This is a genomic window from Nocardioides fonticola, from assembly GCF_039536805.1.
Taxonomy (GTDB): domain Bacteria; phylum Actinomycetota; class Actinomycetes; order Propionibacteriales; family Nocardioidaceae; genus Nocardioides; species Nocardioides fonticola.
On record NZ_BAAAZH010000013.1, the window covers coordinates 159057 to 184571 of the forward strand.

37 protein-coding genes and 1 pseudogene are annotated in these 25515 nt (G+C 72.0%); 29 read left to right on the forward strand and 9 right to left on the reverse strand.

Annotation, left to right across the window (positions count from 1 at the left end):
• The first annotated feature begins 10 nt into the window (after positions 1-10).
• A complete protein-coding gene (gene trmB, locus ABD671_RS10340) occupies positions 11-781 on the forward strand; it encodes a tRNA (guanosine(46)-N7)-methyltransferase TrmB (RefSeq protein ID WP_344733272.1) in 771 nt (256 codons plus the stop codon).
• On the opposite strand, the gene ABD671_RS10345 is transcribed toward trmB, so the two are convergent.
• The 4 genes from ABD671_RS10345 to ABD671_RS10360 form a co-directional block, all read right to left on the reverse strand.
• Positions 727-1470 (reverse strand): tetratricopeptide repeat protein, encoded by a 744-nt coding sequence (locus tag ABD671_RS10345; protein ID WP_344733273.1) that lies wholly within the window; start codon positions 1468-1470, stop codon positions 727-729. The genes trmB and ABD671_RS10345 overlap by 55 nt on opposite strands.
• Positions 1467-1958, reverse strand: coding sequence for a carboxymuconolactone decarboxylase family protein (locus ABD671_RS10350; protein WP_344733274.1), 492 nt, complete (start codon positions 1956-1958; stop codon positions 1467-1469). The genes ABD671_RS10345 and ABD671_RS10350 overlap by 4 nt, the downstream gene beginning before the upstream one ends.
• Positions 1955-3067, reverse strand: a complete 1113-nt coding sequence (locus ABD671_RS10355; RefSeq protein WP_344733275.1) for an NAD(P)H-dependent amine dehydrogenase family protein — start codon at positions 3065-3067, stop codon at positions 1955-1957. The genes ABD671_RS10350 and ABD671_RS10355 overlap by 4 nt, the downstream gene beginning before the upstream one ends.
• A 102-nt stretch (positions 3068-3169) precedes the next feature.
• Positions 3170-3976: an RDD family protein gene (locus tag ABD671_RS10360; RefSeq protein WP_344733276.1), complete on the reverse strand. Its 807-nt coding sequence runs from the start codon at positions 3974-3976 to the stop codon at positions 3170-3172.
• 40 nt (positions 3977-4016) lie between these two features.
• Here ABD671_RS10360 and ABD671_RS10365 point away from each other — a divergent pair, with 40 nt between their 5' ends.
• A complete protein-coding gene (locus ABD671_RS10365; RefSeq protein WP_344733277.1) occupies positions 4017-5012 on the forward strand; it encodes a stage II sporulation protein M in 996 nt (331 codons plus the stop codon).
• Between the two features lie 64 nt (positions 5013-5076).
• Here ABD671_RS10365 and ABD671_RS10370 read toward each other — a convergent pair whose 3' ends face one another.
• The 5 genes from ABD671_RS10370 to ABD671_RS10390 are packed head-to-tail and all read right to left on the reverse strand — an operon-like array spanning position 5077 to position 10361.
• Positions 5077-6381: a DUF58 domain-containing protein gene (locus ABD671_RS10370; protein WP_344733278.1), complete on the reverse strand. Its 1305-nt coding sequence runs from the start codon at positions 6379-6381 to the stop codon at positions 5077-5079.
• A gap of 7 nt (positions 6382-6388) precedes the next feature.
• Positions 6389-7384 (reverse strand): AAA family ATPase, encoded by a 996-nt coding sequence (locus tag ABD671_RS10375; RefSeq protein ID WP_344733279.1) that lies wholly within the window; start codon positions 7382-7384, stop codon positions 6389-6391.
• Positions 7381-8541, reverse strand: coding sequence for a DUF4350 domain-containing protein (locus ABD671_RS10380; protein WP_344733280.1), 1161 nt, complete (start codon positions 8539-8541; stop codon positions 7381-7383). Before ABD671_RS10380 ends, ABD671_RS10375 begins: the two co-directional genes overlap by 4 nt.
• Positions 8538-9155: a DUF4129 domain-containing protein gene (locus ABD671_RS10385; protein WP_344733281.1), complete on the reverse strand. Its 618-nt coding sequence runs from the start codon at positions 9153-9155 to the stop codon at positions 8538-8540. Before ABD671_RS10385 ends, ABD671_RS10380 begins: the two co-directional genes overlap by 4 nt.
• A 6-nt stretch (positions 9156-9161) precedes the next feature.
• The gene (locus tag ABD671_RS10390; protein WP_344733282.1) at positions 9162-10361 is read right to left on the reverse strand and encodes a hypothetical protein; all 1200 of its coding nucleotides are present in this window, start codon (positions 10359-10361) and stop codon (positions 9162-9164) included.
• A 512-nt stretch (positions 10362-10873) separates the two neighbouring features.
• On the opposite strand from ABD671_RS10390, the gene rpsJ reads away from it, so the two are divergent.
• From rpsJ to ABD671_RS10525, 27 genes and pseudogenes are all read left to right on the forward strand, one after another.
• Complete coding sequence (gene rpsJ, locus ABD671_RS10395) at positions 10874-11182, forward strand: 30S ribosomal protein S10 (RefSeq protein ID WP_008360994.1); 309 nt, start codon at positions 10874-10876, stop codon at positions 11180-11182.
• A gap of 10 nt (positions 11183-11192) precedes the next feature.
• Positions 11193-11855, forward strand: coding sequence for a 50S ribosomal protein L3 (gene rplC, locus ABD671_RS10400; RefSeq protein ID WP_344733283.1), 663 nt, complete (start codon positions 11193-11195; stop codon positions 11853-11855).
• Positions 11856-11857: 2 nt separating this feature from the next.
• A pseudogene (rplD, locus tag ABD671_RS10405) lies at positions 11858-12463 on the forward strand (50S ribosomal protein L4); the annotation flags it as partial.
• Between the two features lie 2 nt (positions 12464-12465).
• Complete coding sequence (rplW, locus tag ABD671_RS10410) at positions 12466-12771, forward strand: 50S ribosomal protein L23 (RefSeq protein WP_344733285.1); 306 nt, start codon at positions 12466-12468, stop codon at positions 12769-12771.
• Positions 12772-12795: 24 nt separating this feature from the next.
• Complete coding sequence (gene rplB / locus ABD671_RS10415; protein WP_344733286.1) at positions 12796-13632, forward strand: 50S ribosomal protein L2; 837 nt, start codon at positions 12796-12798, stop codon at positions 13630-13632.
• The gene (rpsS, locus tag ABD671_RS10420; protein ID WP_224128385.1) at positions 13632-13913 is read left to right on the forward strand and encodes a 30S ribosomal protein S19; all 282 of its coding nucleotides are present in this window, start codon (positions 13632-13634) and stop codon (positions 13911-13913) included. The genes rplB and rpsS overlap by 1 nt, the downstream gene beginning before the upstream one ends.
• The gene (gene rplV / locus ABD671_RS10425; protein ID WP_344733287.1) at positions 13910-14335 is read left to right on the forward strand and encodes a 50S ribosomal protein L22; all 426 of its coding nucleotides are present in this window, start codon (positions 13910-13912) and stop codon (positions 14333-14335) included. Before rpsS ends, rplV begins: the two co-directional genes overlap by 4 nt.
• Positions 14335-15159, forward strand: coding sequence for a 30S ribosomal protein S3 (gene rpsC / locus ABD671_RS10430; protein WP_344733288.1), 825 nt, complete (start codon positions 14335-14337; stop codon positions 15157-15159). Before rplV ends, rpsC begins: the two co-directional genes overlap by 1 nt.
• Positions 15160-15161: 2 nt before the next feature.
• Positions 15162-15581, forward strand: coding sequence for a 50S ribosomal protein L16 (gene rplP, locus ABD671_RS10435; RefSeq protein ID WP_344733289.1), 420 nt, complete (start codon positions 15162-15164; stop codon positions 15579-15581).
• Positions 15581-15826 carry a 50S ribosomal protein L29 gene (gene rpmC / locus ABD671_RS10440; RefSeq protein WP_344733290.1) on the forward strand — a complete coding sequence of 82 codons (246 nt, stop codon included), beginning with the start codon at positions 15581-15583 and terminating at the stop codon, positions 15824-15826. The genes rplP and rpmC overlap by 1 nt, the downstream gene beginning before the upstream one ends.
• Positions 15823-16098 (forward strand): 30S ribosomal protein S17, encoded by a 276-nt coding sequence (gene rpsQ, locus ABD671_RS10445; RefSeq protein ID WP_344733291.1) that lies wholly within the window; start codon positions 15823-15825, stop codon positions 16096-16098. The genes rpmC and rpsQ overlap by 4 nt, the downstream gene beginning before the upstream one ends.
• A gap of 125 nt (positions 16099-16223) precedes the next feature.
• The gene (rplN, locus tag ABD671_RS10450; RefSeq protein WP_011757324.1) at positions 16224-16592 is read left to right on the forward strand and encodes a 50S ribosomal protein L14; all 369 of its coding nucleotides are present in this window, start codon (positions 16224-16226) and stop codon (positions 16590-16592) included.
• Positions 16592-16963, forward strand: coding sequence for a 50S ribosomal protein L24 (gene rplX / locus ABD671_RS10455; protein WP_425574908.1), 372 nt, complete (start codon positions 16592-16594; stop codon positions 16961-16963). The genes rplN and rplX overlap by 1 nt, the downstream gene beginning before the upstream one ends.
• A complete protein-coding gene (gene rplE / locus ABD671_RS10460; protein ID WP_344733292.1) occupies positions 16963-17532 on the forward strand; it encodes a 50S ribosomal protein L5 in 570 nt (189 codons plus the stop codon). The genes rplX and rplE overlap by 1 nt, the downstream gene beginning before the upstream one ends.
• A 2-nt stretch (positions 17533-17534) precedes the next feature.
• The gene (locus tag ABD671_RS10465) at positions 17535-17720 is read left to right on the forward strand and encodes a type Z 30S ribosomal protein S14 (protein ID WP_224128370.1); all 186 of its coding nucleotides are present in this window, start codon (positions 17535-17537) and stop codon (positions 17718-17720) included.
• 78 nt (positions 17721-17798) lie between these two features.
• The gene (gene rpsH, locus ABD671_RS10470; RefSeq protein WP_344733293.1) at positions 17799-18206 is read left to right on the forward strand and encodes a 30S ribosomal protein S8; all 408 of its coding nucleotides are present in this window, start codon (positions 17799-17801) and stop codon (positions 18204-18206) included.
• 26 nt (positions 18207-18232) lie between these two features.
• Positions 18233-18772 carry a 50S ribosomal protein L6 gene (gene rplF, locus ABD671_RS10475; RefSeq protein ID WP_344733294.1) on the forward strand — a complete coding sequence of 180 codons (540 nt, stop codon included), beginning with the start codon at positions 18233-18235 and terminating at the stop codon, positions 18770-18772.
• Complete coding sequence (gene rplR / locus ABD671_RS10480) at positions 18772-19155, forward strand: 50S ribosomal protein L18 (protein ID WP_344733295.1); 384 nt, start codon at positions 18772-18774, stop codon at positions 19153-19155. Before rplF ends, rplR begins: the two co-directional genes overlap by 1 nt.
• A gap of 37 nt (positions 19156-19192) precedes the next feature.
• Entirely contained in the window at positions 19193-19807 is a 615-nt protein-coding gene (rpsE, locus tag ABD671_RS10485; protein ID WP_344733297.1) for a 30S ribosomal protein S5, read from the forward strand.
• On the forward strand, positions 19807-19989 hold the full coding sequence (rpmD, locus tag ABD671_RS10490; protein ID WP_344733298.1) for a 50S ribosomal protein L30: 183 nt from the start codon (positions 19807-19809) through the stop codon (positions 19987-19989). Before rpsE ends, rpmD begins: the two co-directional genes overlap by 1 nt.
• Position 19990: 1 nt before the next feature.
• Positions 19991-20431, forward strand: a complete 441-nt coding sequence (gene rplO, locus ABD671_RS10495; protein WP_344733299.1) for a 50S ribosomal protein L15 — start codon at positions 19991-19993, stop codon at positions 20429-20431.
• Between the two features lie 206 nt (positions 20432-20637).
• Complete coding sequence (gene secY / locus ABD671_RS10500; RefSeq protein ID WP_344733300.1) at positions 20638-21954, forward strand: preprotein translocase subunit SecY; 1317 nt, start codon at positions 20638-20640, stop codon at positions 21952-21954.
• Positions 21955-21956: 2 nt separating this feature from the next.
• Positions 21957-22532 (forward strand): adenylate kinase, encoded by a 576-nt coding sequence (locus tag ABD671_RS10505; protein ID WP_344733301.1) that lies wholly within the window; start codon positions 21957-21959, stop codon positions 22530-22532.
• A gap of 8 nt (positions 22533-22540) precedes the next feature.
• Positions 22541-23365, forward strand: a complete 825-nt coding sequence (gene map, locus ABD671_RS10510; protein WP_344733302.1) for a type I methionyl aminopeptidase — start codon at positions 22541-22543, stop codon at positions 23363-23365.
• 24 nt (positions 23366-23389) lie between these two features.
• Positions 23390-23719 (forward strand): SDR family oxidoreductase, encoded by a 330-nt coding sequence (locus ABD671_RS10515; RefSeq protein WP_344733303.1) that lies wholly within the window; start codon positions 23390-23392, stop codon positions 23717-23719.
• Positions 23716-24189, forward strand: coding sequence for an SDR family NAD(P)-dependent oxidoreductase (locus ABD671_RS10520; protein ID WP_344733304.1), 474 nt, complete (start codon positions 23716-23718; stop codon positions 24187-24189). Before ABD671_RS10515 ends, ABD671_RS10520 begins: the two co-directional genes overlap by 4 nt.
• Entirely contained in the window at positions 24186-25502 is a 1317-nt protein-coding gene (locus tag ABD671_RS10525; RefSeq protein ID WP_344733305.1) for a cytochrome P450, read from the forward strand. Before ABD671_RS10520 ends, ABD671_RS10525 begins: the two co-directional genes overlap by 4 nt.
• The last annotated feature ends 13 nt before the right edge of the window (positions 25503-25515 follow it).

The following is a 25515-nucleotide window of genomic DNA, read 5'->3' on the forward strand; positions in this document are numbered from 1 at the left end:
CAATGGCGTCATGGAGGACACCGGCCAGCGCGTCGTCCCCGCGCGCCCGCACCACAAGCTCACCGACGACGGACGACGGATGCGCGAGGTGCTCTCCTACTCCCGGCGCGGCAGCCGGTTCACCCCGCGCCAGGCCGAGGCGTGGGCCGCGCATCACGAGCGCTACGTCATCCCCGACACCGTCGTCGACCGTGAGGGTTTCGCCTTCGAGGAGTGGTTCGGCCGCAGCGCTCCGCTCATCGTGGAGATCGGGTCGGGTGTCGGCGAGGCGACCGCCGTCCTGGCGGCGGCACGCCCCGAAGCGAACGTGCTGGCCTTCGAGGTGTGGCGTCCCGGTGTCGCCGACACCCTGTGGCGGTTGGAGGAGGCGGGCGCCCACAACGTCCGCCTGTGCGGCGTCGATGCGGTGTGGTCGCTGGAGCATCTGCTCGGCCCGGCCTCGATCACCGAGCTGTGGACCTTCTTCCCCGACCCGTGGCGCAAGGCCCGCCACCACAAGCGGCGCCTGATCTCGGCGGAGTTCGCCGAGCTCGCGACCTCCCGCCTCGTCCCCGGCGGCGTGTGGCGGCTGGCCACCGACTGGGCCGACTACGCCGAACAGATGCGCGAGGTGCTCGACGCGGCCCCCGGGCTCAGCGGCGGCGAGGTGCCGCGCTGGGAGGAGCGGCCGGTCACCAAGTTCGAGCGCAAGGGCCTCGCCCTCGACCGCACCATCACCGACTTCCGCTACGAGCGGGTCGCCCCCTCGTCACCGAGCATCGCGAGCTCCTCCTCGACGTAGGGGTCGGAGGTTCCTGCGGCCTCGTGCCGGCGGCGCAGATCGCGTTGCACTTCGAGCGCCTCGGCACGGCGGCCCAGGTGCCGCAGCGCCCACGCGACCATCCAGTCGGCCACGAGCAGACGTTGCTCCGCGTCAGGGAGACGTAGCGCAGCAGCGCGTGCCTCCTCGAAGGCGGTCAGCGCCTCGGGCCAGGCGCCGGCGTCCGCATGGGTCATCCCGATGTTCGTGAGGATCGAGCACTCCCAGGTGCTGGTGTGGGGGTCGGACGCCGTGCGGGCCGCCTCGAGCGCGCGCAGGTGGGCGGCCAACGCCTCGTCGGGCGGCGCGACCAGCGCGAGCATGTGCAGGGCGTCGACCTCGAGGAAGGGCAGGTCGGCTGTCCGCGCGGCCTCGACGGCTTCGGCGAACCAGCGCTCCGCCTGCTCCGGGTCGCCGTCGCTGCGCAGCGCGCGTCCACGTTCGAGGGTGCTCCACGCCCGGACGACCGGGTCGTCGTGCCCGGCGATGCCGTCGAGCAGGGCCAGGGCCTCGGTGGTCCGCTCCTGGAGCCCGAGGGCGCGGGCGATCTGCGTCGTCCAGACCGCGCTGGTCGACGCATCCGCCGCTGCGCGCAGGCGTGACTCGGAGGCGACCGGGTCCTCGAAGTCCCAGAGTCGGCGCACCTCCGCGGGCGAGGGGTGGAGGCTCATCGCTTCGACAGGTGCTCCGGCAGGGTGCACGCGGCGTCCAGGCCGAGCACGTGGTTGAGCCGACCGAACCCGATCCACGAGCCCAGGCACATCGACAGCTCGACGATCTCGCGGTCGGTGTAGTGGGCCTTCATGCGGCCCCAGAACTCCTCGTCGAGACCGTGGTGGTCGGCGGTGTAGCGCTCGGCGTACTCGGCGGCCAGCCGGGTGCGCTCGTCGAAGGCGTCGGTGGTGCGCCACTGCTCGACCGCGGTCTCGAAGCCGGCCTCGACCTTCACGCCGTCGCGTTCGGTGCGCCAGTCCTGGCAGAACAGGCAGCCGTTGAGCTGGGCGACCCGCAGCCGTGCCGCCTCGAACTCGCGCAGGCCGAGGGTGGAGTGCTCGTAGACCGCGGTGGCGAAACGGGACGCCGCCGGCCCGATGCCGGGGACGAGTTCGCCCCACACGTGGATGAGGGGGTCGCTGCCCTCGGGGATGTCGATGATCATGCGGGCTCCTCGGACGGGATGGCGGGGGAGAGGTCGAAGCGGCCGACGGCCGGCCGCAGGGGCACGTCGAGGGCGTCGTAGAGGCCGGGCGGTGCCGCCTTCAGCCACGGGACGGCGTCCAGCAGCCGCCAGGCGGCGGTCGCGTTGCCGCCGGCCGCGCGACCCTCCTCGGTGCTCGCCTCGATCGTCAGCTCGAGCCGCGGGTCGCCGTCGAGGATGACGCGGTGGGCGCCGTCGGCGCCGTCGGGCGGCAGCGGCCAGGCGAGCGCGCAGGTCGGCACGATGCGGGTGATGTGCTCGATGACCACGACCGGACGCCCGGCCACGATGCCCTGCACCTCGAACCGCAGCGCGCCCTGGGTGCCGCGTGCGAAGAAGCCGAGGCGGGTGGTGGCGTCGGCGTCGAGCGGGCAGCGCTCGACCCGCTCGCGGATCGCCTCCAGTTCCAGGCCGAGGGCGCGGGCGAGCAGCCGCACCTGCCCGCCCCACACCATCGTCGGGATGCCCGGCGCGACCATCGGCGGGACGACGTCCATCGGACCGCCCATGCCGACCAGCGCGCGCACGGTGTGCTCGGCGTCGTAGTCGGAGTAGTCGAAGTAGTCGAAGATCTCCTGGCAGCGCACCTCGCGGATGCGTCCGGTCAACCCGCTCGCGAGCACCGGCAGCACGTCGTTGGCCCAGCCCGGGTCGATGCCGCTCACCAGGAGGGAGGAACCGCCCGCGCGGGCCGCCTCCTGCGCAGGTCGGACGACGGCTGGCGCGGCGCCGCGCGGGTCGTAGAGCTCGTAGAGGGACGGCGTGACGACGTCGACCCCGGCAGCGAGGGCGCCGCACACGTCGGCCAGGGCGTCCTCGCCCCGCAGGTCGCCGGAGGCCATGTAGGCCACGGCGCCGTCGCGCAGACCGGCGAGCACGCTCGGCACGTCGTCGACGGGGCGCGCGGTCACGCCGCTGGGCGCCGTCAGCCCGGCGAGCTCGGCGGCGTCGCGCCCGACCTTGCCCGCATCGTGGGTCAGCACGGCCGTCAGGCGCAGGCCGGGATGGGCGAGCACGCCGCGGATCGCGGCTCTTCCCATGTTCCCGGCGCCCCACACGGCGACGGGCACGGGGGGAGCGGTCCGGGATGAGAACGTGTTCTCATCCTGCATGGAGGGCGACCCTAGTGCACCGCGCGGGAGGCGTACACCGTGCGAGCACGGTGCGGACGGTCAGGTACGCCGGGTGGTGAGCCGTCGGCGGGCGGCGTCCTGACGGGCCAGCTGCTCGGCCGAACGACGGCGCCGCTCGGCCAGCAGGGCCGCGAGGACGGCGTCGCCCGGTGCGCCGGGCGGCGGTGCCGGGTGCACGTGGGTGAGCGCGTCGGCCAGCAGGCGTTGCTCGAGCATCGCGGCGGCCGCGGGCGAGAGCGTCGGCGCGCGGTCGAGGAAGCGGCGGATCGCGAGGCCGAGCTCGGGACGCATCGGGCGCAGATCGCAGCCGGCCGCCCACGCGGCCAGCGCCGGCGGCATGGTGGGCGCCGGACCCGGCGTCCAGCTCACCCGGTCGCGCACGACGTAGGTGCCGGCGGCGAGGTCGCCCAGCCGCTTGCCGCGCGGATGGAGCGCTGCGGTGAGCAGGGCCGGGGTGCCGCTGAGCGCGTAGATCTCCACCACGCCCAGCAGCGCCCGCACGAACGCGTGCTGGAAGGAGATCGCGCCGGCGTCGTCGCGCACGACCCGCAGCCCCATCACCCGTTTGCCGAGCGACTGTCCGCGGGTCAGCGTCTCGACGGTGGTCGGCACGGCCACCAGTGCGGCGGCCACGAGCACGATCGCCAGCGCCTCGGCGAGCGCGGTGTCGAGGTCGAGGGAGGCCAGGGCGGCCAGCACGGAGAAGGCGACGAGCGCCACGACGGTGAGAACGACGTCGATGAGCGAGGCGACCATGCGCAGCGGCAGCGAGGCCATCGGCAGGTCGAGCGCGACCGCCTCGCCGGTGACGAGGGCGTCGGGGTCGTCGACTCGCGTGCTGTCCATCGGGTCCAGCCTAGATCGGCGCTGCGCCTACAGTGGCGAGGTGGACGTCGACGCCTACGCCGAGGCCCATCACGGCGAGTGGACGCGGCTGGAGGAGCTCTCCGGCCGCCGGTCGCTGAGCGGTGCCGAGGCCGACGAGCTGCTCGACCTCTACCAACGCACCGCCACGCACCTGTCGGTCGTCCGGTCGCTCGGCCCCGATCCGACGCTCGTGCGGTACCTCTCCTGGCTGCTGGCCCGCGCCCGCACGCGGGCCGGAGGCGCCCGGGTGACGACGTGGGCGACGGTGCGGTCGTTCCTCCTCGAGCGCTTCCCGGCCGCCCTCTACCGGCTGCGGCGCTGGTGGCTGGGCACGCTGGTGGCCAACGTCGTCGTCACCGCCGTGATGATGCTGTGGCTGCTGGAGCATCCGGCCGTCGAGCAGAGCCTGCTCGGCCCGCGCCAGATCGACGAGCTGGTGACCAACGACGTCGAGGGGTACTACCACGAGTCGGCGGCCAGCCACTTCGCCACCCAGGTGTGGGTGAACAACTCCTGGGTGGCCGCGCTGTGCATCGCCCTCGGGGTGCTCGGGCTGCCGGTGCTGTGGCTGCTCTTCACCAACATCGCCAACCTGGCGGTGATCGGCGCGATCATGACGCGCCACGATCGCGGCACCCTGTTCTGGGGGCTGATCCTCCCGCACGGCCTGCTCGAGCTCACGGCGGTCTTCGTCGCCGCCGGCGTGGGCCTGCGCCTGTGCTGGGCCTGGGTCGACCCGGGGCCGCTGCCGCGCGGCAGGTCGCTCGCGCTCGAGGGCCGCACCGCCGGCACCTGCGTGCTCGGCCTCGCGCTCGTGCTCGCCGTCAGCGGGGCGATCGAGGGTTTCGTGACGCCGTCCGGTCTCCCCACGTGGGCGCGTGTCGGCATCGGCGTCCTGGCGGAGGTCGCGTTCCTGCTCTACGTCTTCGTGCTCGGCCGGGCCGCGGTCGCGCGCGGTCACACCGGCGACGTCGACGCCGCCCTGCTCGACGATCGCGTCGCCACCGCGGCCTGAGAACCGGGCTCAGCCTGGATTCACCGCTGCGTCGCGCCGTAGCGGGGAACCGGTGAATCCAGGCTCAAAGCCGTCCGGCGGCCTTGAGCGCGAGGTAGTGGTCGCCCAGTGCCACGGCCAACCCGTCGGGTGCGGCGTCGACCACCTCCACCCCCAGGCCGCGCAGCAGGGCGGCGGTCTCGCTGCGCCGCGCCGCCGCCTGGGCCGCGGCCGCCGCGGCGTAGACCTCGCCGGCGGTGTCGGTGCGGGCCGCGAGCCGGGCCAGCTCCGGCTCCCCGACCGTGGCCAGGAGGACGCGGTGGCGCGCGGTGAGCGCCGGCAGCAGCGGCAGCAGCCCCTCCTCGAGAGGCGCGGCGTCGAGCGTCGTCAGCAGCACCAGCAGGGCCCGGTTGCGCCCCAGGTCGGCGACCGCGCCGGCCAGCGTCGGCCAGTCGGCCTCCGCGAGCACCGGGTCGAGGCCGGCCAGCAGGTCGTCGAGGCGGTGGACGGCGTCGCGTGCGGCGCCGAGCCGGGCCCGGGCCCGCACCCGGCGATCGCCCGCCACGAGGTCGACCCGGTCGCCGGCCCGGGTGGCGAGTGCGGCGAGGAAGAGGGCCGCGTCCAGGGCGGCGTCGAGGCGGGGGACGTCCTCGACCCGGGCAGCCGAGGTGCGGGAGGTGTCGACCACGAGCACCACCCGCCGGTCGCGCTCGGGCTGCCAGGTGCGCACCACGGCACGGCGGCTGCGGCCGGTGGCGCGCCAGTCGATGGAGCGGACGTCGTCGCCGGGGACGTACTCGCGCAGCGAGTCGAACTCGGTGCCCAGGCCGCGCACCCGCACCGCCGCGCGCCCGTCGAGATCGCGCAGGCGGGCCAACCGCGAGGGCAGGGCCACGCGCGAGGGGAAGGCCGGCAGCGCCCGCACGCGTCCCTCGACCGGCAGTGTGCGCTGCCGTGCGGCCAGCCCCAGCGGCCCGCGCAGCCGCACCGTGACGCCGGCCGCCCGCAGGTCGCCGCGGCGCACCGGGGTCAGTGCGGTCGTCAGCCGGACGCCGTCGCCGGGGCGCAGGTCGAGCCGGTGGCGTTCCCCGGTGGCGCCGGCCGTCGGCTGCCAGGCGTCGCGCAGCACGCCGCGGGCGCGCCGGCGTCCGCCGTGCTCCACCCGCAGGTGCGTCGCCGTGGTCTCGCCGAGCCGGGTCGGCGCGGTCGCGTCGCGCTCGAACCGCAGCCGGTCGGGTGCGGCGGCCAGCGCGACGTCGAGCCCGGCGGCGAGGAGAACCAGCAGGGTCCACCAGCCGACGGTGTCGAGCCCGGGGCGCACCACGACCGGCCCCACACCCGCGAGGAGCAGGAGGGGCAGTCGGCCGGTGATCGCCAGGGGCAGCCGCATCGGGGGCCTAACGGGGCACGGGGACGCCGGCGATGGCGGCGGCCAGCACCGACTCCACCCGGGTGCCCTCGAGCTCGGCCTCGGGCCGCAGCCCCAGGCGGTGGGCGAGCGTGGCGTGGGCGAGCAGCTTGACGTCGTCCGGTGTCACGAAGTCGCGGCCTGAGAGCCAGGCCCAGGCCCGTGCGGTGCGCAGCAGCGCGGTCGCGCCGCGCGGGCTCACCCCCGCCGAGAGGGACGGCGTCGCCCGGGTCGCCCGCGCGAGGTCGACGACGTAGGCCGCGACCTCCGGCGCCACCTGCACCGCGGCCACGGCACGCCGCGCGGCCAGGATGTCGTCGGGCCCGGCCACGGCGCGCACCCCGGCCGCGGCCACATCGCGGGGATCGAAGCCGTCGGCGTGCCGGCGCAGGATCTCGATCTCCTGCTCCCGCTCGGGCACCGGCAGCACCACCTTGAGCAGGAACCGGTCGAGCTGGGCCTCCGGCAGCGGATAGGTGCCCTCGTACTCCAGCGGGTTCTGCGTGGCGGCCACCAGGTAGGGGTCGGGCAGCCGGTGCGTGACGCCGTCGACGGTGACCTGACCCTCCTCCATCGCCTCCAGCAGCGCCGCCTGGGTCTTGGGCGGGGTGCGGTTGATCTCGTCGGCGAGCAGCAGGTCGGTGAACACCGGGCCCGGCCGGAAGACGAGGTCGCCGGCCCGCGGGTCGAGGATCATCGAGCCGGTCAGGTCGCCCGGCATGAGGTCGGGGGTGAACTGCACGCGCCGGCTCTCGACCTGGAGGGCCGCAGCGAGCGACCGCACGAGCAGGGTCTTGGCGGTGCCCGGCACGCCCTCGAGCAGCACGTGCCCGCGGCACAGCAGCGCGACGAGCAGACCGGAGACCGCGGCGTCCTGGCCGACGACGGCCTTGGCGACCTCGGCCCGCACCGCCGTCAGGCGCTCGCGCGCGGTCGTCGCGGAGGGTGCGGGGTCGGTGCCGGGGTGGGTCCCGGGGTCGGTCATGGTGCTCCTACCTCTCGTTCGAGTGCGGCGAGTCGGGTGGCCAGGGCCACGAGGGCGCGGTCGTCGTGGGGGGCGACGTCGGAGTAGAGGTCCGCGAGGGCCGGATCGAGGACGGCGGGCGGCACGCTCGGCCGGGTACGGCGGATCGCCGCGCGCAGCGCATCGGGCGGCGATCCGGGCGGCAGGGCCAGGCGGCGTTCGAGGCGGGACCGGGTGGCGGCGCGCAGTCGGGCCGCGGCATGCCCACGGTCGCCGGCCCGGTGGTAGAGCCGACCCAGGCTGTGCACGCTCTCGGCCGCCCGCACCGTGACCGGCAGGGGCTCGGTGACCACCGGCCCGAGCCGGCGTCCGCGCCACAGGGCGAGCGCGCCGAGCGCGAGCAGGGCCAGCACGAGCGACGGCACCAGCGCCGGAGGCAGCAGGCTGCGCAGTCCGACGCCGTCGGCGGCGCCCTGCTCGGTGACGTCGGGGACGTACCAGACCAGGCGCGGACGGCCGCCGAGGAGCCGCAGCGCCAGGGCGGCGTTGTCGGCGCGCAGGATCTGGTCGTTGCTGAGCGCCTCCCCGGCGCCGAGCAGCGTGTAGGGCCCGACGTCGACGAGGGCCGGACGCTCGCCGAAGCATCCCGGCCCGTCGTAGCCGAGCCGTTCGTCGACCTCGAGGGTCAGGTCGGCGACCGGTGCTCGCGAGCAGTCGGCGGCCACCGGCGCGGCATCCTGCTCGCGGGTGACGTCGGTGTCGATGTCGAGCAGCCGCAGGACGCCCGGCCCGGGGTCGACGAGCACCGCGCGGGCGGCGGGCAGCAGGTCGCGCAGGTGCGCGCCGGTGCGGCGTCCGAGTGCGGCCGGCGAGGTGACCACGATGGTGGTGGACGGCGCGTCGAGGCGGCTGACGGCCGCCTGGAGGCCGGCGTCGTCGCGTGCCACGACGACCTCGACGCCCTGCTGCTCCAGCACCCGGGCGAGCGCCTGGGCGCCGCGGCGGCCGGGGTTCTCCGGGTCGAGCTCGCCGGTGCGTGCGGCGTCGGGGGTCAGCGCGACGGTGATCGCGGCGACGGCTGCCACCGCGAGGGCGAGGAGGAGGGGCACGCGCAGGCCGCGCAGGCGCCCGCCGGACGCGTGGGGTGCGGAGCTCGGCGCGGTGGTCGCGGTGCTCATCGGCGTGCCCCCGCCCGTGCGGCCAGGTCGTCGTCGAGGGCGAGGACGCCGCGGGCCAGCTCGACGGTCGGGGTGCGGCCGCCGTAGCGGACGGCGTCGAAGAGGGACGCGACGAGCCGCACGGTCTGCGCCCGCTCGGGGTGGGCCGCGGCCAGGGCGGAGGCGACCTCGGCGACCGTGCTCGCGGGGTTCTCGGGCAGGACGCCCGCCTCGTACTGGCGCAGCGTCAGTGCCCGGAAGCCCTCCACGACCGCCTCGGCGAGTCGGCCGTCGAGCAGCGCGGCCTCGGCGCGGCGACGCAGCTCGGCCGCGACGACGCCGTCCTCCTCCAAAACCCTCCCGGACGGGGCGGGCCGGCGGCCCTCGCTGCGCACCCGCGAGGCCAGCCACGCCACCGCCAGGACGAGCGACAGCACGACCAGGAGCGCCAGTGCGAGCCCGAGCCCGTCGATCGCCCCGGCCCGGCCGACCCCGTCGGAGAGCACCCGGTCGAGCAGGTCGAGCAGGCGCCGCAGCAGGTCGTCGGTCTGGTACGCCGGGTCGAGGAGTTCGCGGCGCAGCAGGTCGCGGGCCCGGTCGGGGTCCGGGAGCACCGGCACGTCGCGCGCGAGCATGACCGCTCAGACCGTGCCCGGCCCGGTGGCCACCCCGCCGCCGCCCGGCGCCGTGCCGACGGCACCCGCGAGCAGCTCGACGTCGTAGCCCTCGTTGCGGATGCGCAGGTCGAGGTACTGGAGGCTGACGACCACCGAGGAGAACGGCGTGGTGGTGGCCGAGGAGAGGATGCTGCCGAGCACCTGGCCGATGATGAGGATCGCGATCGCGTACTCCGGCGAGGTCGAGGCGAGGATCTGCGCACCGAACGAGACCGGGGCGCCGATGATGCCGCCGGCGATGCCGACCAGGATCGCGGTGAGCAGGCTGATGCCGAAGAGCCGCCAGAACGAGCCGCGCGAGAGCCGGGCGGCCCGTCCGAACGCCGCCCACACGCCGATGCGCTCGATCACCAGGGCCGGGACCGCCACGTAGGTCAGCCGGATGAAGGCGAGCACGGTGCCGGCGATCGCCAGCGGCACGCTCACCAGACCGAAGACGACCGGCAGGGCGGCGCCGTCGCTGAGCGCGATGACCGCGACCCACAGACCGATGTATAGCCCGAACGCGAGGGCCGAGACCAGGCCGATGAGCAGCGGCAGCGCGATCAGGCGCCAGCGCAGACCGCGGGTGGCGGCCCACGCCTCGGGCATCCGGAAGACGCGGCCCTGGGCGGCGCCGACGGCGACCGCGGCGATCATGCCGGTGACGATCGCCTGGCCGACCTGGTCGAGGAGGAGGCCGAGCGCGAACGCCCCGCCGAGCAGCAGGAGGCGGGTCAGCTGGGCGTCGGTGAGGTCGAAGGACTCGGCCTCCAGGTCGATGGTCTCCCCGCTGAACCCGACCAGCACCGAGACCAGCAGCGGGATGAGACCGGCCAGGGCGCTCACCAGCACCGAGGCGCCGAGGGTGGCGCCGGCGTTGCGACGCAGCACCGCGAACGCCCCGTTGTAGAGGTCGCCCAGGCCCAGCGGGCGCAACGGGACGGCGCCGGGCTGCAGCACCGGCGGCGTCCACACCGGGGCGCCGCCGTAGGGAGGGCCGCCGTAGGGAGGGCCGCCGTAGGGAGGGCCGCCGTAGGGAGGGCCGCCGTAGGGCGGGGGCGGAGCCGCCGGGGGCTGGGCCGGCGGCACGGGTGAGGGAGGCGGGGCGCCGGCGCCGGGCGGCGGGTAGCCGCCGGGCGGCGGGTAGGACGGCTGCGGGGGCGGGTCGACGGCGTCCGACATCGAGGCGTCTCCTCGTCCGAGAGAGGGTGGGCGGGTTCGCCCCGGAGTCCCATCCTGACCCATCCCGGTCGGCGGCGGGGCTCGGTGGGGGCCTCGGTGGGGGGGCCGGCAGGGGGCCGGTGGGGGCCGCAGGCAGGGTGGGGCCGTTCCGATTTGGCCCTCCACGCCGCTTCTGCCAAGATAGCCAGGTTGCTCCGGCGGGTCCGCCGGGGTGCGGCACATCTTGACTACTGAATCGCGTCTCCCGTGAGTCCGGTGGTCGGCGTGCGCCGCACCTGCTCCGCACCTGGTCACCGACCAGCGCGGCGGGGGACCCGATCCGCATCCGACGAACCGTCGGGTGCCACCGAGGTGGCTGGCAGTTCCTGCGCATCGGCATGTTCGCTTATGGCGACACGCCCGACCGCGGGGGTCGCTCGGCCCGGTGGTGGACGACAGGGCGGGACCGACTCAAACCCGAGGACGCCCCGGACTAGGCACGCGGTACGACGAGTGAAGGACGAGAGAGACCTATGGCGGGACAGAAGATCCGCATCAGGCTCAAGGCCTATGACCACGAGGTGATCGACACCTCGGCGCGCAAGATCGTGGACACCGTCACCCGCACGGGTGCCAAGGTCGCCGGCCCGGTGCCGCTGCCGACCGAGAAGAACGTGTACTGCGTCATCCGCTCGCCCCACAAGTACAAGGACTCCCGCGAGCACTTCGAGATGCGCACCCACAAGCGCCTGATCGACATCATCGACCCCACCCCGAAGACCGTCGACTCGCTCATGCGTCTCGACCTTCCCGCGGGCGTGGACATCGAGATCAAGCTCTGAGGTTGGAGAGATGACTTTCGAACGCAACGCGAAGGGGCTGCTGGGCACCAAGCTCGGCATGACCCAGGTCTGGGACGAGAACAACCGCGTCGTCCCCGTGACCGTGGTCGCCGCCGCGACCAACGTCGTCACCCAGGTGCGCACCCCCGAGACCGACGGCTACAACGCCGTCCAGATCGGCTTCGGCGAGATCGAGGCGCGCAAGGTCAACAAGCCGGAGGCCGGGCACTTCGCCAAGGCCGGCGTGACCCCGCGTCGTCACCTCGTGGAGATCCGCACCGCGCTGGCCGCCGAGTACACGGTCGGTCAGGAGCTCGGCGTCGACACGTTCGCCGCGGGCGAGCAGATCGACGTCACCGGCACCAGCAAGGGCAAGGGCTTCGCCGGCACGATGAAGCGTCACGGCTTCGCCGGTGTGTCCGCCTCGCACGGTGCGCACCGCAACCACCGCAAGCCCGGCTCGATCGGCGCCTGCGCCACGCCGGGTCGCGTGTTCAAGGGTGTGCGCATGGCCGGCCGCATGGGTACCGACACCGTCACCACCCAGAACGTCACCGTCCACGCGGTCGACGCCGAGAAGGGCCTGATCCTTCTCAAGGGCGCCGTGCCCGGCCCGAAGGGCGGCGTCGTCGTCCTCCGTACGGCCGCGAAGATCCACCCGAAGGAGGCCTGAGCATGGCCGTCAAGACCGTCACGGTCGACCTGCCCGCGGAGATCTTCGAGGCGAAGGTCAACATCCCGCTGATCCACCAGGTCGTCGTCGCCCAGCAGGCCGCTGCGCGTCAGGGCACGCACGCCACCAAGACCCGCGGCGAGGTCCGCGGTGGTGGCAAGAAGCCCTACAAGCAGAAGGGCACCGGCCGCGCCCGTCAGGGCTCGACCCGCGCTCCGCAGTTCGCCGGCGGTGGCACCGTCCACGGCCCGCAGCCGCGCGACTACAGCCAGCGCACCCCCAAGAAGATGAAGGCCGCCGCCCTGCGCGGTGCCCTCTCCGACCGGGCTGCCAACGGCCGCATCCACGTCGTCGAGTCGCTGGTCGAGGGCACCGCCCCGTCGACCAAGACCGCCCTGGCGAACCTCAAGAGCCTCGTCGCCGATCGCGCGAACTTCCTCGTGGTCCTCGAGCGCTCCGACACCGTCACCTGGCTCTCGCTGCGCAACGCGGTCGAGGTGCACATCGTGGCCGTCGACCAGGTCAACACCTACGACGTCCTCGCCGCCGACGACATCGTGTTCAGCAAGGGCGCCTTCGAGGCGTTCGTGAGCAGCAAGGAGGCCGCCAAGTGAGCACCCTGCACAAGGACCACCGCGACATCCTGATCGCGCCGGTCGTCTCCGAGAAGAGCTACGGCCTGCTCGACGCCAACAAGTACACGTTCATCGTGCGCCCCGACGCCAACAAGACCGAGATCAAGATCGCGGTCGAGAAGATCTTCGGCGTCAAGGTCACCTCGGTGAACACCCTCAACCGTCAGGGCAAGGCCCGTCGGACCCGGACCGGCATCGGCCGTCGCAAGGACACCAAGCGCGCCATCGTCAGCCTGGCCGAGGGTCACCGCATCGACATCTTCGGAGGTCCGGTCTCCTGACCGGGCGAGTAGAGGACTGAACTGATGGCTATCCGCAAGTACAAGCCGACCACGCCCGGTCGTCGTGGCGCGTCGGTCGCCGACTTCGTCGAGATCACCCGCACCACGCCGGAGAAGTCCCTGACGGTGCCGCTGCCCAAGAAGGGCGGCCGCAACAACCAGGGCCGGATCACCACCCGTCACCAGGGCGGCGGTCACAAGCGTGCGTACCGCATCATCGACTTCCGTCGCTACGACAAGGACGGCGTGCCGGCCAAGGTCGCTCACATCGAGTACGACCCCAACCGCACCGCCCGCATCGCGCTGCTGCACTACGCCGACGGCGAGAAGCGCTACATCGTGGCGCCCAAGGGTCTGACCCAGGGCATGGTCGTGGAGTCCGGCGTCGGCGCCGACATCAAGGTCGGCAACAACCTGCCGCTGCGCAACATCCCGGTCGGTTCGACCATCCACTGCGTCGAGCTCCGCCCCGGCGGTGGCGCGAAGATGGCCCGCTCGGCCGGCAACAGCGCCCAGCTCGTTGCCCGTGAGGGTTCGCGCGCCACGCTGCGTCTGCCCTCGGGCGAGATGCGCTTCGTCGACGTGCGCTGCCGCGCCACGCTCGGCGAGGTCGGCAACGCCGAGCAGTCGAACATCAACTGGGGCAAGGCCGGCCGCATGCGCTGGAAGGGCAAGCGCCCGACCGTCCGTGGTGTCGTCATGAACCCGGTCGACCACCCGCACGGTGGTGGTGAGGGTAAGACCTCCGGTGGTCGTCACCCGGTCTCCCCGTGGGGCAAGCCCGAGGGCCGTACGCGCAAGCGCAAGGCCTCCGACGCCCAGATCATTCGCCGTCGCAAGTCCGGAAAGGGCCGTAAGTAATGCCTCGCAGCCTGAAGAAGGGCCCCTTCGTCGACGACCACCTGCAGAAGAAGGTGGACGCGGAGAACGAGAAGGGCACCCACAACGTCATCAAGACCTGGTCGCGCCGCTCGATGATCGTGCCGGACATGATCGGTCACACCATCGCGGTGCACGACGGTCGCAAGCACGTCCCGGTCTTCGTGTCCGACTCCATGGTCGGCCACAAGCTGGGCGAGTTCGCCCCCACCCGCACCTACCGCGGTCACGTCAAGGAAGACCGGAAGGGACGTCGTCGATGAGCACCAGTGAGCGTCAGCGCGTCAGCGCCCGCCGCGAGTCGCTGCTCGGCGACCAGCCGGGTGCCTTCGCGAGTGCGCGGTTCGTCCGCATCACGCCGATGAAGGCGCGCCGGGTCATCGACCTGGTCCGCGGCCTTCCCGTCGACGAGGCGCTGTCCCTGCTGCAGTTCGCGCCGCAGGCCGCCTCCGAGACCGTCTACAAGGTGCTCGAGAGCGCGATCGCCAACGCCGAGACCACCGAGGGCCTCAACCGCAACGACCTGATCGTCTCGGTCGCGCGGGTCGACGAGGGTCCGACGATGAAGCGCTGGCGTCCGCGTGCGCAGGGTCGGGCGACCCGCATCAACAAGCGCACGAGCCACATCACGCTGGTCGTCCAGCCGGCGTCCGTCGTGGCCGCCACGAAGGGGAAGGGTGCCTGATGGGCCAGAAGATCAACCCGAACGGCTTCCGTCTCGGCATCTCCACCGACCACAAGTCGCGCTGGTACGCCGACAAGCTGTACCGGTCCTACGTCGGCGAGGACGTCGCCATCCGCAAGCTGCTCTCCAAGGGCATGGAGCGGGCCGGCATCGCGCGCGTCGAGATCGAGCGCACCCGTGACCGCGTGCGCGTCGACATCCACACCGCTCGTCCGGGCATCGTCATCGGCCGCCGCGGCGCCGAGGCCGACCGCATCCGCGGCGAGCTGGAGAAGCTCACCGGCAAGCAGGTGCAGCTGAACATCCTCGAGGTCAAGAACCCCGAGGTCGACGCCCAGCTCGTCGCCCAGGGTGTCGCCGAGCAGCTCGCCGGCCGCGTGCAGTTCCGTCGCGCGATGCGCAAGGCGATGCAGACCACGATGCGCTCGGGTGCCAAGGGCATCCGGATCCAGTGCTCGGGTCGACTCAACGGCGCCGAGATGTCGCGTACCGAGTTCTACCGCGAGGGTCGCGTCCCGCTGCACACGCTGCGTGCCGACATCGACTACGGCTTCTACGAGGCCAAGACCACCTTCGGCCGCATCGGCGTGAAGGTCTGGATCTACAAGGGCGAGGTCGCCGGCACCCGTGCCGAGCGTCAGGCCCAGGCCGCCGCCCGCGCCGGCGTCCCCGGCCGCTCGGGTCGTCCGACCCGCGGTGGCGACCGTCCCGGTCGCGGCAGCCGTGGCGACCGTCCGGCTCGCGGCGACCGCGCTCCCGAGACCGCCGACGCTCCGGCCGAGGCGGTTGCCCCCGCTGAGTCCACCGCCGGATCGGAGGCCTGACCATGTTGATGCCCCGTCGCGTCAAGCACCGCAAGCAGCACCACCCCAAGCGCTCCGGCGCTGCCAAGGGCGGCACCTCGCTGGCGTTCGGTGACTTCGGCATCCAGGCGATCGAGGGTCACTACGTGACCAACCGACAGATCGAGTCGGCCCGTATCGCCATGACCCGTCACATCAAGCGTGGCGGCAAGGTGTGGATCAACATCTACCCCGACCGCCCGCTCACCAAGAAGCCTGCGGAGACCCGCATGGGTTCGGGTAAGGGCTCGCCGGAGTGGTGGGTCGCCAACGTCAAGCCCGGTCGCGTCATGTTCGAGCTGTCCGGTGTGCCGGAGGACGTCGCCCGCGAGGCGATGCGCCGCGCCATGCACAAGCTCCCCATGAAGTGCCGGTTCGTCACGCGAGAGGCGGGTGAATTCTGATGGCGAAGGGTCTCTCCGCCCACGAGCTCGACGAGCTCAACAACGTCGACCTCGAGGCCAAGCTCCGCGAGGCCAAGGAGGAGCTGTTCAACCTGCGGTTCCAGGCGGCCACCGGCCAGCTGGAGAGCCACGGGCGACTCAGCTCGGTCAAGAAGGACATCGCCCGGATCTACACCGTGGTGCGCGAGCGCGAGCTCGGCATCCGGTCCACCCCGGGTCAGAGCAACGAGGACGGTGCCGCATGAGCGAGCAGGTTCAGGTCGAGGAGCGCAACTCGCGCAAGACCCGCGAGGGCCTCGTCGTCAGCGACAAGATGGACAAGACCGTCGTCGTGACCGTCGAGGACCGCGTCAAGCACCCGCTGTACGGCAAGGTCCTGCGCCGCACCAGCCGGCTGAAGGCGCACGACGAGCAGAACGCGTGCGGCATCGGCGACCGGGTCCTGATCATGGAGACCCGTCCGCTGTCGGCCACCAAGCGCTGGCGCGTCGTCGAGATCCTCGAACGGGCCAAGTGAGCCCGAGGCAGTAACCCCCTCCGTCCCCGCCCTGCGGCGGGGCGGGGGAGTCCACCACCCAGTTCGGCCAGGCTCGTCGCCCTGTTGAGACGACGAGAACCGGCTCGACAACCAGGAGAGATTCAATGATCCAGCAGGAGTCGCGACTCAAGGTCGCCGACAACACCGGTGCGAAGGAGATCCTCTGCATCCGCGTGCTCGGCGGCTCGGGTCGGCGCTACGCCGGCATCGGCGACGTCATCGTCGCCACCGTCAAGGACGCGATCCCCGGTGGCAACGTGAAGAAGGGTGACGTCGTCAAGGCGGTCGTCGTGCGCACCGTCAAGGAGCGCCGCCGTCCCGACGGTTCGTACATCCGCTTCGACGAGAACGCCGCGGTGATCCTCAAGAACGACGGCGAGCCCCGTGGCACCCGCATCTTCGGCCCCGTGGGTCGCGAGCTGCGCGAGAAGAAGTTCATGAAGATCATCTCGCTCGCCCCGGAGGTGCTGTGATGGCCAAGAAGAACCCCAGCGTGAACATCAAGAAGGGCGACACCGTCAAGGTCATCGCCGGCAAGGACAAGGGCGCCGAGGGCAAGGTCATCCAGGTGCTCCGCGAGGAGCAGCGGGTGATCGTCGAGGGCGTCAACCGCATCAAGAAGCACACGAAGGTCGTGAACCAGGGCGGTCGCGCCGGCAACACCGGCGGCATCATCACCACCGAGGCCCCCATCCACGTCTCCAACGTGATGCTCGTCGAGGGCGACGGCGTGACCCGCATCGGCTTCCGCCGCGAGCAGGTCTCCAAGCGCCGCCCGGACGGTTCGGAGTACTCCGCCGAGCGCAGCGTGCGCATCTCCCGCAAGACCGGTAAGGACATCTGATGACCGAGACCCAGACCGCAGCGGTCGCCCCGCGTCTGAAGCTGCGCTACCGCGAGGAGATCCTCCCCGCGCTGAAGTCCGAGTTCGAGATCGCCAACGTCATGCAGGTGCCCGGCCTGACCAAGATCGTGGTCAACATGGGTGTCGGCGAGGCCGCTCGCGACTCCAAGCTGATCGAGGGTGCGGTCAAGGACCTCACCGCGATCACCGGCCAGAAGCCGACCGTCACCAAGGCCCGCAAGTCCATCGCGCAGTTCAAGCTGCGCGAGGGCATGCCGATCGGCGCTCACGTCACGCTGCGCGGCGACCGCATGTGGGAGTTCCTCGACCGCCTGCTGTCGCTGGCGCTGCCGCGTATCCGCGACTTCCGGGGTCTCAACCCGAACCAGTTCGACGGCCGGGGCAACTACACCTTCGGTCTCACCGAGCAGGTCATGTTCCACGAGATCGACCAGGACAAGATCGACCGCTCGCGCGGCATGGACATCACCATCGTGACGACCGCCGTGAACGACGACCAGGGCCGCGCGCTGCTCAAGCAGCTCGGCTTCCCCTTCAAGGAGAACTGATCATGGCCAAGACCGCTCTGAAGGTGAAGGCTGCTCGCAAGCCGAAGTACGCCGTCCGCGCGTACACCCGCTGCCAGCGCTGCGGCCGGCCGAAGGCCGTCTACCGCAAGTTCGGCCTCTGCCGCATCTGCCTGCGCGAGATGGCCCACCGCGGCGAGCTGCCCGGCGTCACCAAGTCCAGCTGGTGACCAGCCCCGATCCCACCCGCTGAAGGTCCCGTCGCCACCGCGCGCCGGGAAACCGCAGAAGAGAGAGAACACCCACTCATGACGATGACTGACCCGATCGCAGACATGCTCACGCGTCTGCGCAACGCCAACCAGGCGTACCACGACTCGGTGTCGATGCCGTACAGCAAGCTCAAGCAGGGCGTCGCCGAGATCCTCCAGCAGGAGGGCTACATCACCTCCTTCGCCGTCGCCGAGCCGGCCGAGGGCGAGGTGGGCAAGACGCTCACCATCACGCTGAAGTACGGCCGCAACCGCGAGCGCTCGATCGCCGGCGTCCGCCGCATCAGCAAGCCCGGTCTGCGCGTGTACGCCAAGCACACCGGCCTGCCCAAGGTGCTCGGCGGCCTCGGCGTGGCGATCATCTCCACCAGCCAGGGTCTGCTGACCGACCGCCAGGCCAACCAGAAGGGCGTGGGTGGGGAAGTCCTCGCCTACGTCTGGTGACGAGAGACCGAGAGGAGAACGAGTAGATGTCCCGCATTGGCAAGCTCCCCGTCCCGGTCCCGTCCGGTGTCGATGTCTCGATCGACGGTCAGTCCCTGACCGTCAAGGGCCCCAAGGGCCAGCTGAGCCACGTCGTCGCCGCGCCGATCGTGGTCGAGAAGGGCGACGGCGTCCTCGACGTCAAGCGTCCCGACGACGAGCGCATCAGCAAGTCGCTGCACGGTCTGACCCGCACGCTGGTCAACAACATGGTCGTCGGTGTCACCGAGGGCTACGAGAAGAAGCTCGAGATCGTCGGCGTCGGTTACCGCGTCGCGGCCAAGGGCCCGACCCAGCTGGAGTTCCAGCTCGGCTTCTCCCACCCCGTTGTCGTGAACGCCCCCGAGGGCATCACCTTCGCGGTCGAGAGCCCCACCAAGTTCGGTGTCATCGGCATCGACAAGCAGCTCGTGGGTGAGGTCGCGGCGAACATCCGCAAGATCCGCAAGCCCGAGCCGTACAAGGGCAAGGGCGTCCGCTACGCCGGCGAGGTCGTCCGCAAGAAGGTCGGAAAGGCTGGTAAGTGATGGCCATCTCGCTGTCGAACAACAAGCACACCGCTGCGCGCGTCCGCTCCCGCCTGCGTCGTCAGGTCCGCGGCCGCAAGAAGATCTCCGGCACCGCCGAGCGTCCTCGCCTGGTCGTGACCCGCTCCTCCAAGCACATCACCGCCCAGGTCGTCGACGACCTCGTCGGCAAGACCCTGGCCTCGGCCTCCACCATGGAGACCGACCTGCGGGGCACGGAGGGCGACAAGACCGCCAAGGCGAAGAAGGTCGGCGAGCTCGTCGCCGCTCGCGCCAAGGAGAAGGGTGTCGACGCCGTCGTCTTCGACCGCGCCGGCAACAAGTACCACGGTCGCATCGCGGCCCTGGCCGACGGCGCCCGCGAGGGCGGCCTGAGCTTCTGATCGCAAGAGCTGCAGAAGAGAGAAGAGGAACAGTCTCATGAGCGGAGCCCAGCGCGGACAGCGCGGTGGCGAGCGCCGTGGTCGCGACGACCGTCGCAACCAGGGTGCGGACAAGACCGCCTACATCGAGCGGGTCGTTGCGATCAACCGCGTCGCCAAGGTCGTGAAGGGTGGTCGTCGCTTCAGCTTCACCGCCCTCGTGATCGTCGGTGACGGCGACGGCCTCGTCGGTGTCGGCTACGGCAAGGCCAAGGAGGTGCCCGCGGCGATCGCCAAGGGTGTCGAGGAGGCCAAGAAGCACTTCTTCCGCGTGCCCCGCATCCAGGGCACCATCCCGCACCCGGTCCAGGGTGAGAAGGCCGCCGGCGTGGTCATGCTGCGCCCGGCCGCTCCTGGTACCGGTGTGATCGCGGGTGGCCCGGTGCGCGCCGTCCTGGAGTGCGCCGGCATCCACGACATCCTGAGCAAGTCGCTCGGGTCGTCGAACCAGATCAACATCGTGCACGCGACCGTCGAGGCGCTGAAGATGCTCGAGCAGCCCGAGGCCGTGGCCGCCCGCCGTGGCCTGCGCGTCGAGGACGTCGCCCCGGCGGCCCTGCTCAAGGCCTCGGCCGAGCCGGTCGCCGCCCCGGTGGCGGAGGTGACCCTCTGATGGCACAGCTCAAGGTCCAGCAGACGAAGTCGACGATCGGTTGCAAGGCCAACCAGCGCGACACCATCCGCAGCCTCGGCCTCAAGCGGATCGGCGACGTCGTCATCAAGGAGGACCGCCCGGAGATCCGGGGCATGGTCCACACCGTCCGTCACCTCGTGACGGTCGAGGAGGTCGACTGACATGACGCTCAAGCTCCACCAGTTGCGTCCGGCGCCCGGTGCCAAGACCGCCAAGACCCGCGTGGGTCGCGGTGAGGGCTCGAAGGGTAAGACCGCCGGCCGCGGTACCAAGGGTACGAAGGCCCGCTACCAGGTTCCGGTCGCCTTCGAGGGTGGCCAGATGCCGATCCACATGCGGCTGCCGAAGCTCAAGGGCTTCAAGAACCCCTTCAAGGTCGAGTTCCAGGTCGTGAACCTCGACAAGATCGGCCAGCTGTTCCCCGAGGGTGGCGCCGTCACCGTCGAGGAGCTCGTGGCCCGCGGCGCGGTTCGCAAGAACCAGCCGGTCAAGGTGCTCGGCCAGGGCGAGATCTCGGTCAAGGTCGAGGTCGCGGTCAACGCCGCGTCCGCCTCGGCCAAGGAGAAGATCGAGGCCGCCGGCGGCTCGGTCACCCTGGTCTGACCAGGGTCGATCGCACGACGACACGGGCGCGGGAGCGCCTCCGCACCGCGGAGACGCCTCCCGCGCCCTTCGTCGTCCCACCCCGGCCGTCGGGTCGACGTGCAGCGAACCTGCGGCGTCGTGCCTGTTAGGCTTCCCGAGGCTCTTCGCCGGTCGCCATCGCGCACCCGAGGAGCCGCGTTTCCGACGAGATTGAGGATCTGCCCGTGCTAGGCGCCTTCGCCAACGCTTTCCGGACGCCGGACCTTCGGCGCAAGCTGCTGTTCGTCCTGCTCATCATCGTGATCTTCCGGGCCGGCTCGCAGATCCCGGCCCCCGGTGTCAACGTCTCCAACGTGCAGGAGTGCCTGAACCTCGCGAAGGAGGGCGACTCCGCCGGGCTCTACAACCTGGTGAACCTGTTCTCCGGTGGTGCGCTGCTCCAGCTGACGATCTTCGCGCTGGGGATCATGCCCTACATCACCGCGAGCATCATCCTGCAGCTCCTCGTCGTCGTGATCCCGCGCCTGGAGGCGCTGAAGAACGAGGGCCAGTCCGGGCAGACCAAGATCACCCAGTACACCCGCTACCTCACCCTGGGCCTCGCGCTGCTCCAGGCCACCGGCATCGTGGCGCTCGCGCGCTCGGGCAACCTGCTGAGCGGCTGCGACACCACCACCTACCCGCTGCTGCACGACGACGGCACCGCGACCTTCCTGGTGATGGTCGTGACGATGACGGCCGGCACCGCGGTGATCATGTGGCTGGGCGAGCTCATCACCGAGCGCGGCATCGGCAACGGCATGTCGATCCTGATCTTCACCCAGGTCGTCGCCTCGTTCCCCGTCGCGCTGTGGAACGTCGGCCAGTCGCAGGGCTGGTGGACCTTCGGCATCGTCATCGCGGTCGGCATGGTCATCGTCGCCGCGGTCATCTTCATCGAGCAGGCGCAGCGCCGCATCCCGGTGCAGTACGCCCGCCGCATGGTCGGACGCCGCATGTTCGGCGGCAGCTCGACCTACATCCCGCTCAAGGTCAACCAGGCCGGCGTCATCCCGGTCATCTTCGCCAGCTCGCTGCTCTACCTGCCCGCCATGGCGGTGCAGTTCAACCAGAGCAACGACCCGCCGAGCTGGGTGACCTTCATCAGCAAGTACTTCGTGCGCGGCGACCACCCGCTCTACATGATCGCGTTCTTCGCGATGATCGTCTTCTTCACCTACTTCTACGTGTCGATCACCTTCAACCCACAGGAAGTGGCCGACAACATGAAGAAGTACGGCGGCTTCATCCCCGGGATCCGGGCGGGCAAGCCGACCGAGGACTACCTGTCCTACGTCCTGTCCCGCATCACGCTGCCCGGCTCGCTCTACCTCGGCATCATCGCGCTGATCCCCCTCATCGCGCTGGCCCTGATCAACGCCAACCAGAACTTCCCGTTCGGTGGCACCTCGATCCTGATCATGGTCGGTGTCGCACTCGACACCGTGAAGCAGATCGAGAGCCAGCTGCAGCAGCGCAACTACGAAGGATTCCTTCGCTGACAATGAGACTGATCTTCATGGGCCCGCCGGGAGCGGGCAAGGGCACCCAGGCCAAGTTCGTCGCCGAGCACTTCGGCGTCCCCGCGATCTCGACCGGCGACATCTTCCGCGCCAACGTCACGCAGGGCACCGAGCTCGGCATCGAGGCCAAGCGCTACATGGACGCCGGCGAGTACGTGCCCGACGAGGTCACGAACCGCATGGTGCGCAACCGCATCGACGAGCCCGACGCCGCCGGCGGCTTCCTGCTCGACGGGTACCCGCGCACGGTCGCCCAGGTCGAGGAGCTCGACGGGATGATCGCCTTCACCGGCCATCGTCTCGACGCCGTCATCCTGCTGACCGCCGACTCCGACGAGCTGGTCAAGCGCCTGCTGGCCCGCGCCCAGACCGAGGGTCGCGCCGACGACACCGAGGACGTCATCCGGCGCCGCCAGGAGGTCTACCTCGAGCAGACCGCCCCGCTCATCGACGTGTACCGCGACCGCGGTCTGCTCGTCGAGGTCGACGGTCTCGGCGAGGTCGACGAGGTCACCAAGCGCATCTTCACCGCCCTCGCACCTGTCCAGGAGAGCTGAGGACGCCGATGGGCTGGCGTGACCGCCACCTGGAGATCAAGTCCCCCGAGCAGCTGCTGCCGATGCGGCGTGCCGGTCTGGTGGTCGGCCGCACCCTCGAACGCCTCCGGGCCGAGGTGCGGCCGGGCATCACCACCGCCGAGCTCGACGCGGTCGCGGAGGACCACATCCGCTCCAGCGGCGCCACGCCGTCCTTCCTCGGCTACCACGGCTTCCCGGCCTCCATCTGCGCCTCGGTCAACGACGAGGTCGTGCACGGCATCCCCGGCGGGCGCACCCTGGCGGCGGGCGACGTCATCTCGATCGACTGCGGTGCCATCGTCGAGGGCTGGCACGGCGACGCCGCCTTCACGATGGCGGTCGGCGAGGTGCCGGCCGAGGTCGAGCGGCTCATCGAGGTCACCGAGGACGCCATGTGGCACGGCATCGCCGCGGCCCGGGTCGGCGGGCGGCTGACCGACATCTCCCACGCCATCGAGTCCCACGTCCGCGCGCAGGGCGCCTACGGCATCCTCGAGGACTATACCGGTCACGGCATCGGCACCGCGATGCACCTCGAGCCGAGCCTGCCCAACGTCGGGAAGCCCGGGCGCGGCCCGCGGCTGGTGCAGGGCCTGGCGCTGGCCGTCGAGCCGATGGTCACCCTCGGCACGAAGGAGACCGACGTGCTCGACGACGACTGGACGGTCGTCACCACCGACGGCTCGTGGGCCGCCCACAGCGAGAACACCTTCGTCCTCACCGACACCGGCGCCTGGGTGCTGACCGCCCTCGACGGCGGGGAGGAGCGGCTGGCCGCTCTCGGCGTCCCGTTCGGACCCCTGGCCGACTGACCGGCCTTCGGGCAGGCTTCGGCCATGAGCCTGCCCTCCCCGGGACCCGACCGCACCGCCGTCGTCACCGGCGCCTCCTCCGGCATCGGCGCCGAGATCGCCCGTGACCTGGCCGCCCGCGGCCACCACGTGACCCTCGTCGCCCGATCGGTCGACCGCCTCGAGGCGCTCGCCGCCGAGCTGCCCGCGGGCGCCGACGTCGTCCCGGCCGATCTGGCCGACCGCGCGGCTCGGGCCGCGCTGGCCGAGCGCCTGCTGGCCGGGCCGCGCACGGTGGAGGTCCTGGTCAACAACGCCGGCTACTCCACCCTCGGGCCGGTGCACGCCAGCGACCCGCTGACGAGATGGCGATGATCGAGGTCGACGTCGTCGCGGTCGCCGACCTCACCAGCCGCCTGCTGCCCGGCATGGTGGCGCGGGGGAGGGGCGCGGTGCTCAACGTCGCCTCGACCGCCGCCTTCCAGCCGCTGCCCGGCCAGGCCGGCTACGGCGCCGGGAAGGCCTTCGTGCTCAGCTACACCCAGAGCCTGGCCGGCGAGCTCCGCGGCACCGGCGTCACCGCCACCGCGCTGTGCCCCGGACCGGTCGACACCGGCTTCGGCGAGCGGGCCGGCTTCAGCAAGCAGGACGCCGAGGAGGCGCTGCCCGCGGTCATGTGGGTCGACGCCGCCGAGGTCGCCCGTCAGGGTGTCGCCGGCCTCGAGCGCGGTCGCCTGGTCGTGATCCCCGGGGTGGCCAACCGGGTCGCCGCGAGCATCGCCCACGTCGCGCCCCGCTCGGTGCTGATCCCGCTCCTGGCCAAGGCCCACCCGGGACTGCGGTGAGGCCCGCCGTCGTCCCGCTGCCGCCGCTGGCGACCGAGGCCCGGCTCCCCTGGGACGCCGAGGTGGACGACGCCGTCGCGGTCATCGAGGCCGCCCGCGCCCGCCACGGCGACACCTTCGTCGTCGACAGCGGGCGCGACCGGTGGGTCTTCACCTTCTCGGCCACCGGCATCGACTCCTTCTACGCCCTCCCCGAGGAGGAGGCCAGCAAGGGGGTCGCCGACTTCCTCATGCTGCGCCGCAAGGTGCCCGAGGAGGTCTTCCTCGACCGCCGGATCCTGCCCGGCACCCTGTTCGGCGTCGGCGACACCCCCACCTACCTCGCCCGGCTCGAGGAGGCCCTCGACCGCACCGTCGAGGAGGCGGGGCCGCAGGGGCGTCTCGACGTCTTCGACCTGACCCGGCGGATCGCGCATCGCATGGGCCTGGCCTCGTGGGGCGGCCCGGGCAGCGCCGACGGCGCCGCCTTCGACGCCCTCGTCGAGGCCTTCGACCGCCTCGACGGCGCGGAGTCCTTCGTGCATCCCGACCGCATGCGTGCGGTGGCCGCGAGCGGGCATGCCGCGGAGCGGGCGGCGCTCACCGTGATCGAGGAGCACCTGGGCAGCGCCGTCGACCGCGCGCTGGCCGACCCGGGCGCGGGGCTCTTCGACCGCATCGTCGCGGCCTGGGCGGCCGAGGAGCCGGCCGTGCGCGCCCGCGGCGTGGCGCGCGACGTCGCCCTCATCCACATCGCCTCGATGAGCAATCTCGCGGCCGCGCTGGGCTGGTCGTTCATCGACGTCCTCACGCGGCCCGCGGTCGCCGACGCCGTCCGGGACGGCGACGACGACCTCGCCGCGGCCGCCGTCCGGGAGTCCACCCGGTTGGCGCAGCGCTCGCTGATGGCGCGCGCCGTCCTGCGTCCGCTGCGCCTCGACGTCGGCGACGCCGTCCTGGAGATCGAGCCGGGGGCGTTCGTGGCCACCCTGCTGCCGGTGACCAACCGCGACCCGTCCCTCGGCCACGACCGCTGGGACGCCGACCGGTGGGTCCGGCACCGCTTCGCCGACACCGCCGGGCTGACCACGCCCCGCGCCGTCACCGCCTTCGGTCACGGCCGGCACAGCTGTCCCGCCCAGCCCTTCGCGGTCACCGCGATGAGCACGGCGCTGCGTCGTCTGCTCACCGCGTGGGACGTCGAGCCCTGCTGGAGCGGGCAGCCGCGGCCGGTGCCGGCCCAGATCGGCGGGGTCGCCCGGGCCGCCGATCCGTGTGAGGTGCGCTACCGCCGCCGCGGCGACGATGCCGACCCGCTGGGAACGCCCCGCTAGGTTGGGCGGGCCC

Bases quoted from the DNA above. Each gene is read 5' to 3' on its own strand.
- trmB (WP_344733272.1), top strand. From the start codon at position 11: ATGGAGGACACCGGCCAGCGCGTCGTCCCCGCGCGCCCGCACCACAAG.
- ABD671_RS10345 (WP_344733273.1), bottom strand. From the start codon at position 1,470: ATGAGCCTCCACCCCTCGCCCGCGGAGGTGCGCCGACTCTGGGACTTC.
- ABD671_RS10350 (WP_344733274.1), bottom strand. From the start codon at position 1,958: ATGATCATCGACATCCCCGAGGGCAGCGACCCCCTCATCCACGTGTGG.
- ABD671_RS10360 (WP_344733276.1), bottom strand. From the start codon at position 3,976: ATGGACAGCACGCGAGTCGACGACCCCGACGCCCTCGTCACCGGCGAG.
- ABD671_RS10370 (WP_344733278.1), bottom strand. From the start codon at position 6,381: ATGCGGCTGCCCCTGGCGATCACCGGCCGACTGCCCCTCCTGCTCCTC.
- ABD671_RS10375 (WP_344733279.1), bottom strand. From the start codon at position 7,384: ATGACCGACCCCGGGACCCACCCCGGCACCGACCCCGCACCCTCCGCG.
- ABD671_RS10380 (WP_344733280.1), bottom strand. From the start codon at position 8,541: ATGAGCACCGCGACCACCGCGCCGAGCTCCGCACCCCACGCGTCCGGC.
- ABD671_RS10385 (WP_344733281.1), bottom strand. From the start codon at position 9,155: ATGCTCGCGCGCGACGTGCCGGTGCTCCCGGACCCCGACCGGGCCCGC.
- ABD671_RS10390 (WP_344733282.1), bottom strand. From the start codon at position 10,361: ATGTCGGACGCCGTCGACCCGCCCCCGCAGCCGTCCTACCCGCCGCCC.
- rpsJ (WP_008360994.1), top strand. From the start codon at position 10,874: ATGGCGGGACAGAAGATCCGCATCAGGCTCAAGGCCTATGACCACGAG.
- rplC (WP_344733283.1), top strand. From the start codon at position 11,193: ATGACTTTCGAACGCAACGCGAAGGGGCTGCTGGGCACCAAGCTCGGC.
- rplB (WP_344733286.1), top strand. From the start codon at position 12,796: ATGGCTATCCGCAAGTACAAGCCGACCACGCCCGGTCGTCGTGGCGCG.
- rpsS (WP_224128385.1), top strand. From the start codon at position 13,632: ATGCCTCGCAGCCTGAAGAAGGGCCCCTTCGTCGACGACCACCTGCAG.
- rplV (WP_344733287.1), top strand. From the start codon at position 13,910: ATGAGCACCAGTGAGCGTCAGCGCGTCAGCGCCCGCCGCGAGTCGCTG.
- rpsC (WP_344733288.1), top strand. From the start codon at position 14,335: ATGGGCCAGAAGATCAACCCGAACGGCTTCCGTCTCGGCATCTCCACC.
- rplP (WP_344733289.1), top strand. From the start codon at position 15,162: ATGTTGATGCCCCGTCGCGTCAAGCACCGCAAGCAGCACCACCCCAAG.
- rpmC (WP_344733290.1), top strand. From the start codon at position 15,581: ATGGCGAAGGGTCTCTCCGCCCACGAGCTCGACGAGCTCAACAACGTC.
- rpsQ (WP_344733291.1), top strand. From the start codon at position 15,823: ATGAGCGAGCAGGTTCAGGTCGAGGAGCGCAACTCGCGCAAGACCCGC.
- rplN (WP_011757324.1), top strand. From the start codon at position 16,224: ATGATCCAGCAGGAGTCGCGACTCAAGGTCGCCGACAACACCGGTGCG.
- rplX (WP_425574908.1), top strand. From the start codon at position 16,592: ATGGCCAAGAAGAACCCCAGCGTGAACATCAAGAAGGGCGACACCGTC.
- rplE (WP_344733292.1), top strand. From the start codon at position 16,963: ATGACCGAGACCCAGACCGCAGCGGTCGCCCCGCGTCTGAAGCTGCGC.
- ABD671_RS10465 (WP_224128370.1), top strand. From the start codon at position 17,535: ATGGCCAAGACCGCTCTGAAGGTGAAGGCTGCTCGCAAGCCGAAGTAC.
- rpsH (WP_344733293.1), top strand. From the start codon at position 17,799: ATGACGATGACTGACCCGATCGCAGACATGCTCACGCGTCTGCGCAAC.
- rplF (WP_344733294.1), top strand. From the start codon at position 18,233: ATGTCCCGCATTGGCAAGCTCCCCGTCCCGGTCCCGTCCGGTGTCGAT.
- rplR (WP_344733295.1), top strand. From the start codon at position 18,772: ATGGCCATCTCGCTGTCGAACAACAAGCACACCGCTGCGCGCGTCCGC.
- rpsE (WP_344733297.1), top strand. From the start codon at position 19,193: ATGAGCGGAGCCCAGCGCGGACAGCGCGGTGGCGAGCGCCGTGGTCGC.
- rpmD (WP_344733298.1), top strand. From the start codon at position 19,807: ATGGCACAGCTCAAGGTCCAGCAGACGAAGTCGACGATCGGTTGCAAG.
- rplO (WP_344733299.1), top strand. From the start codon at position 19,991: ATGACGCTCAAGCTCCACCAGTTGCGTCCGGCGCCCGGTGCCAAGACC.
- ABD671_RS10505 (WP_344733301.1), top strand. From the start codon at position 21,957: ATGAGACTGATCTTCATGGGCCCGCCGGGAGCGGGCAAGGGCACCCAG.
- map (WP_344733302.1), top strand. From the start codon at position 22,541: ATGGGCTGGCGTGACCGCCACCTGGAGATCAAGTCCCCCGAGCAGCTG.
- ABD671_RS10515 (WP_344733303.1), top strand. From the start codon at position 23,390: ATGAGCCTGCCCTCCCCGGGACCCGACCGCACCGCCGTCGTCACCGGC.
- ABD671_RS10520 (WP_344733304.1), top strand. From the start codon at position 23,716: ATGATCGAGGTCGACGTCGTCGCGGTCGCCGACCTCACCAGCCGCCTG.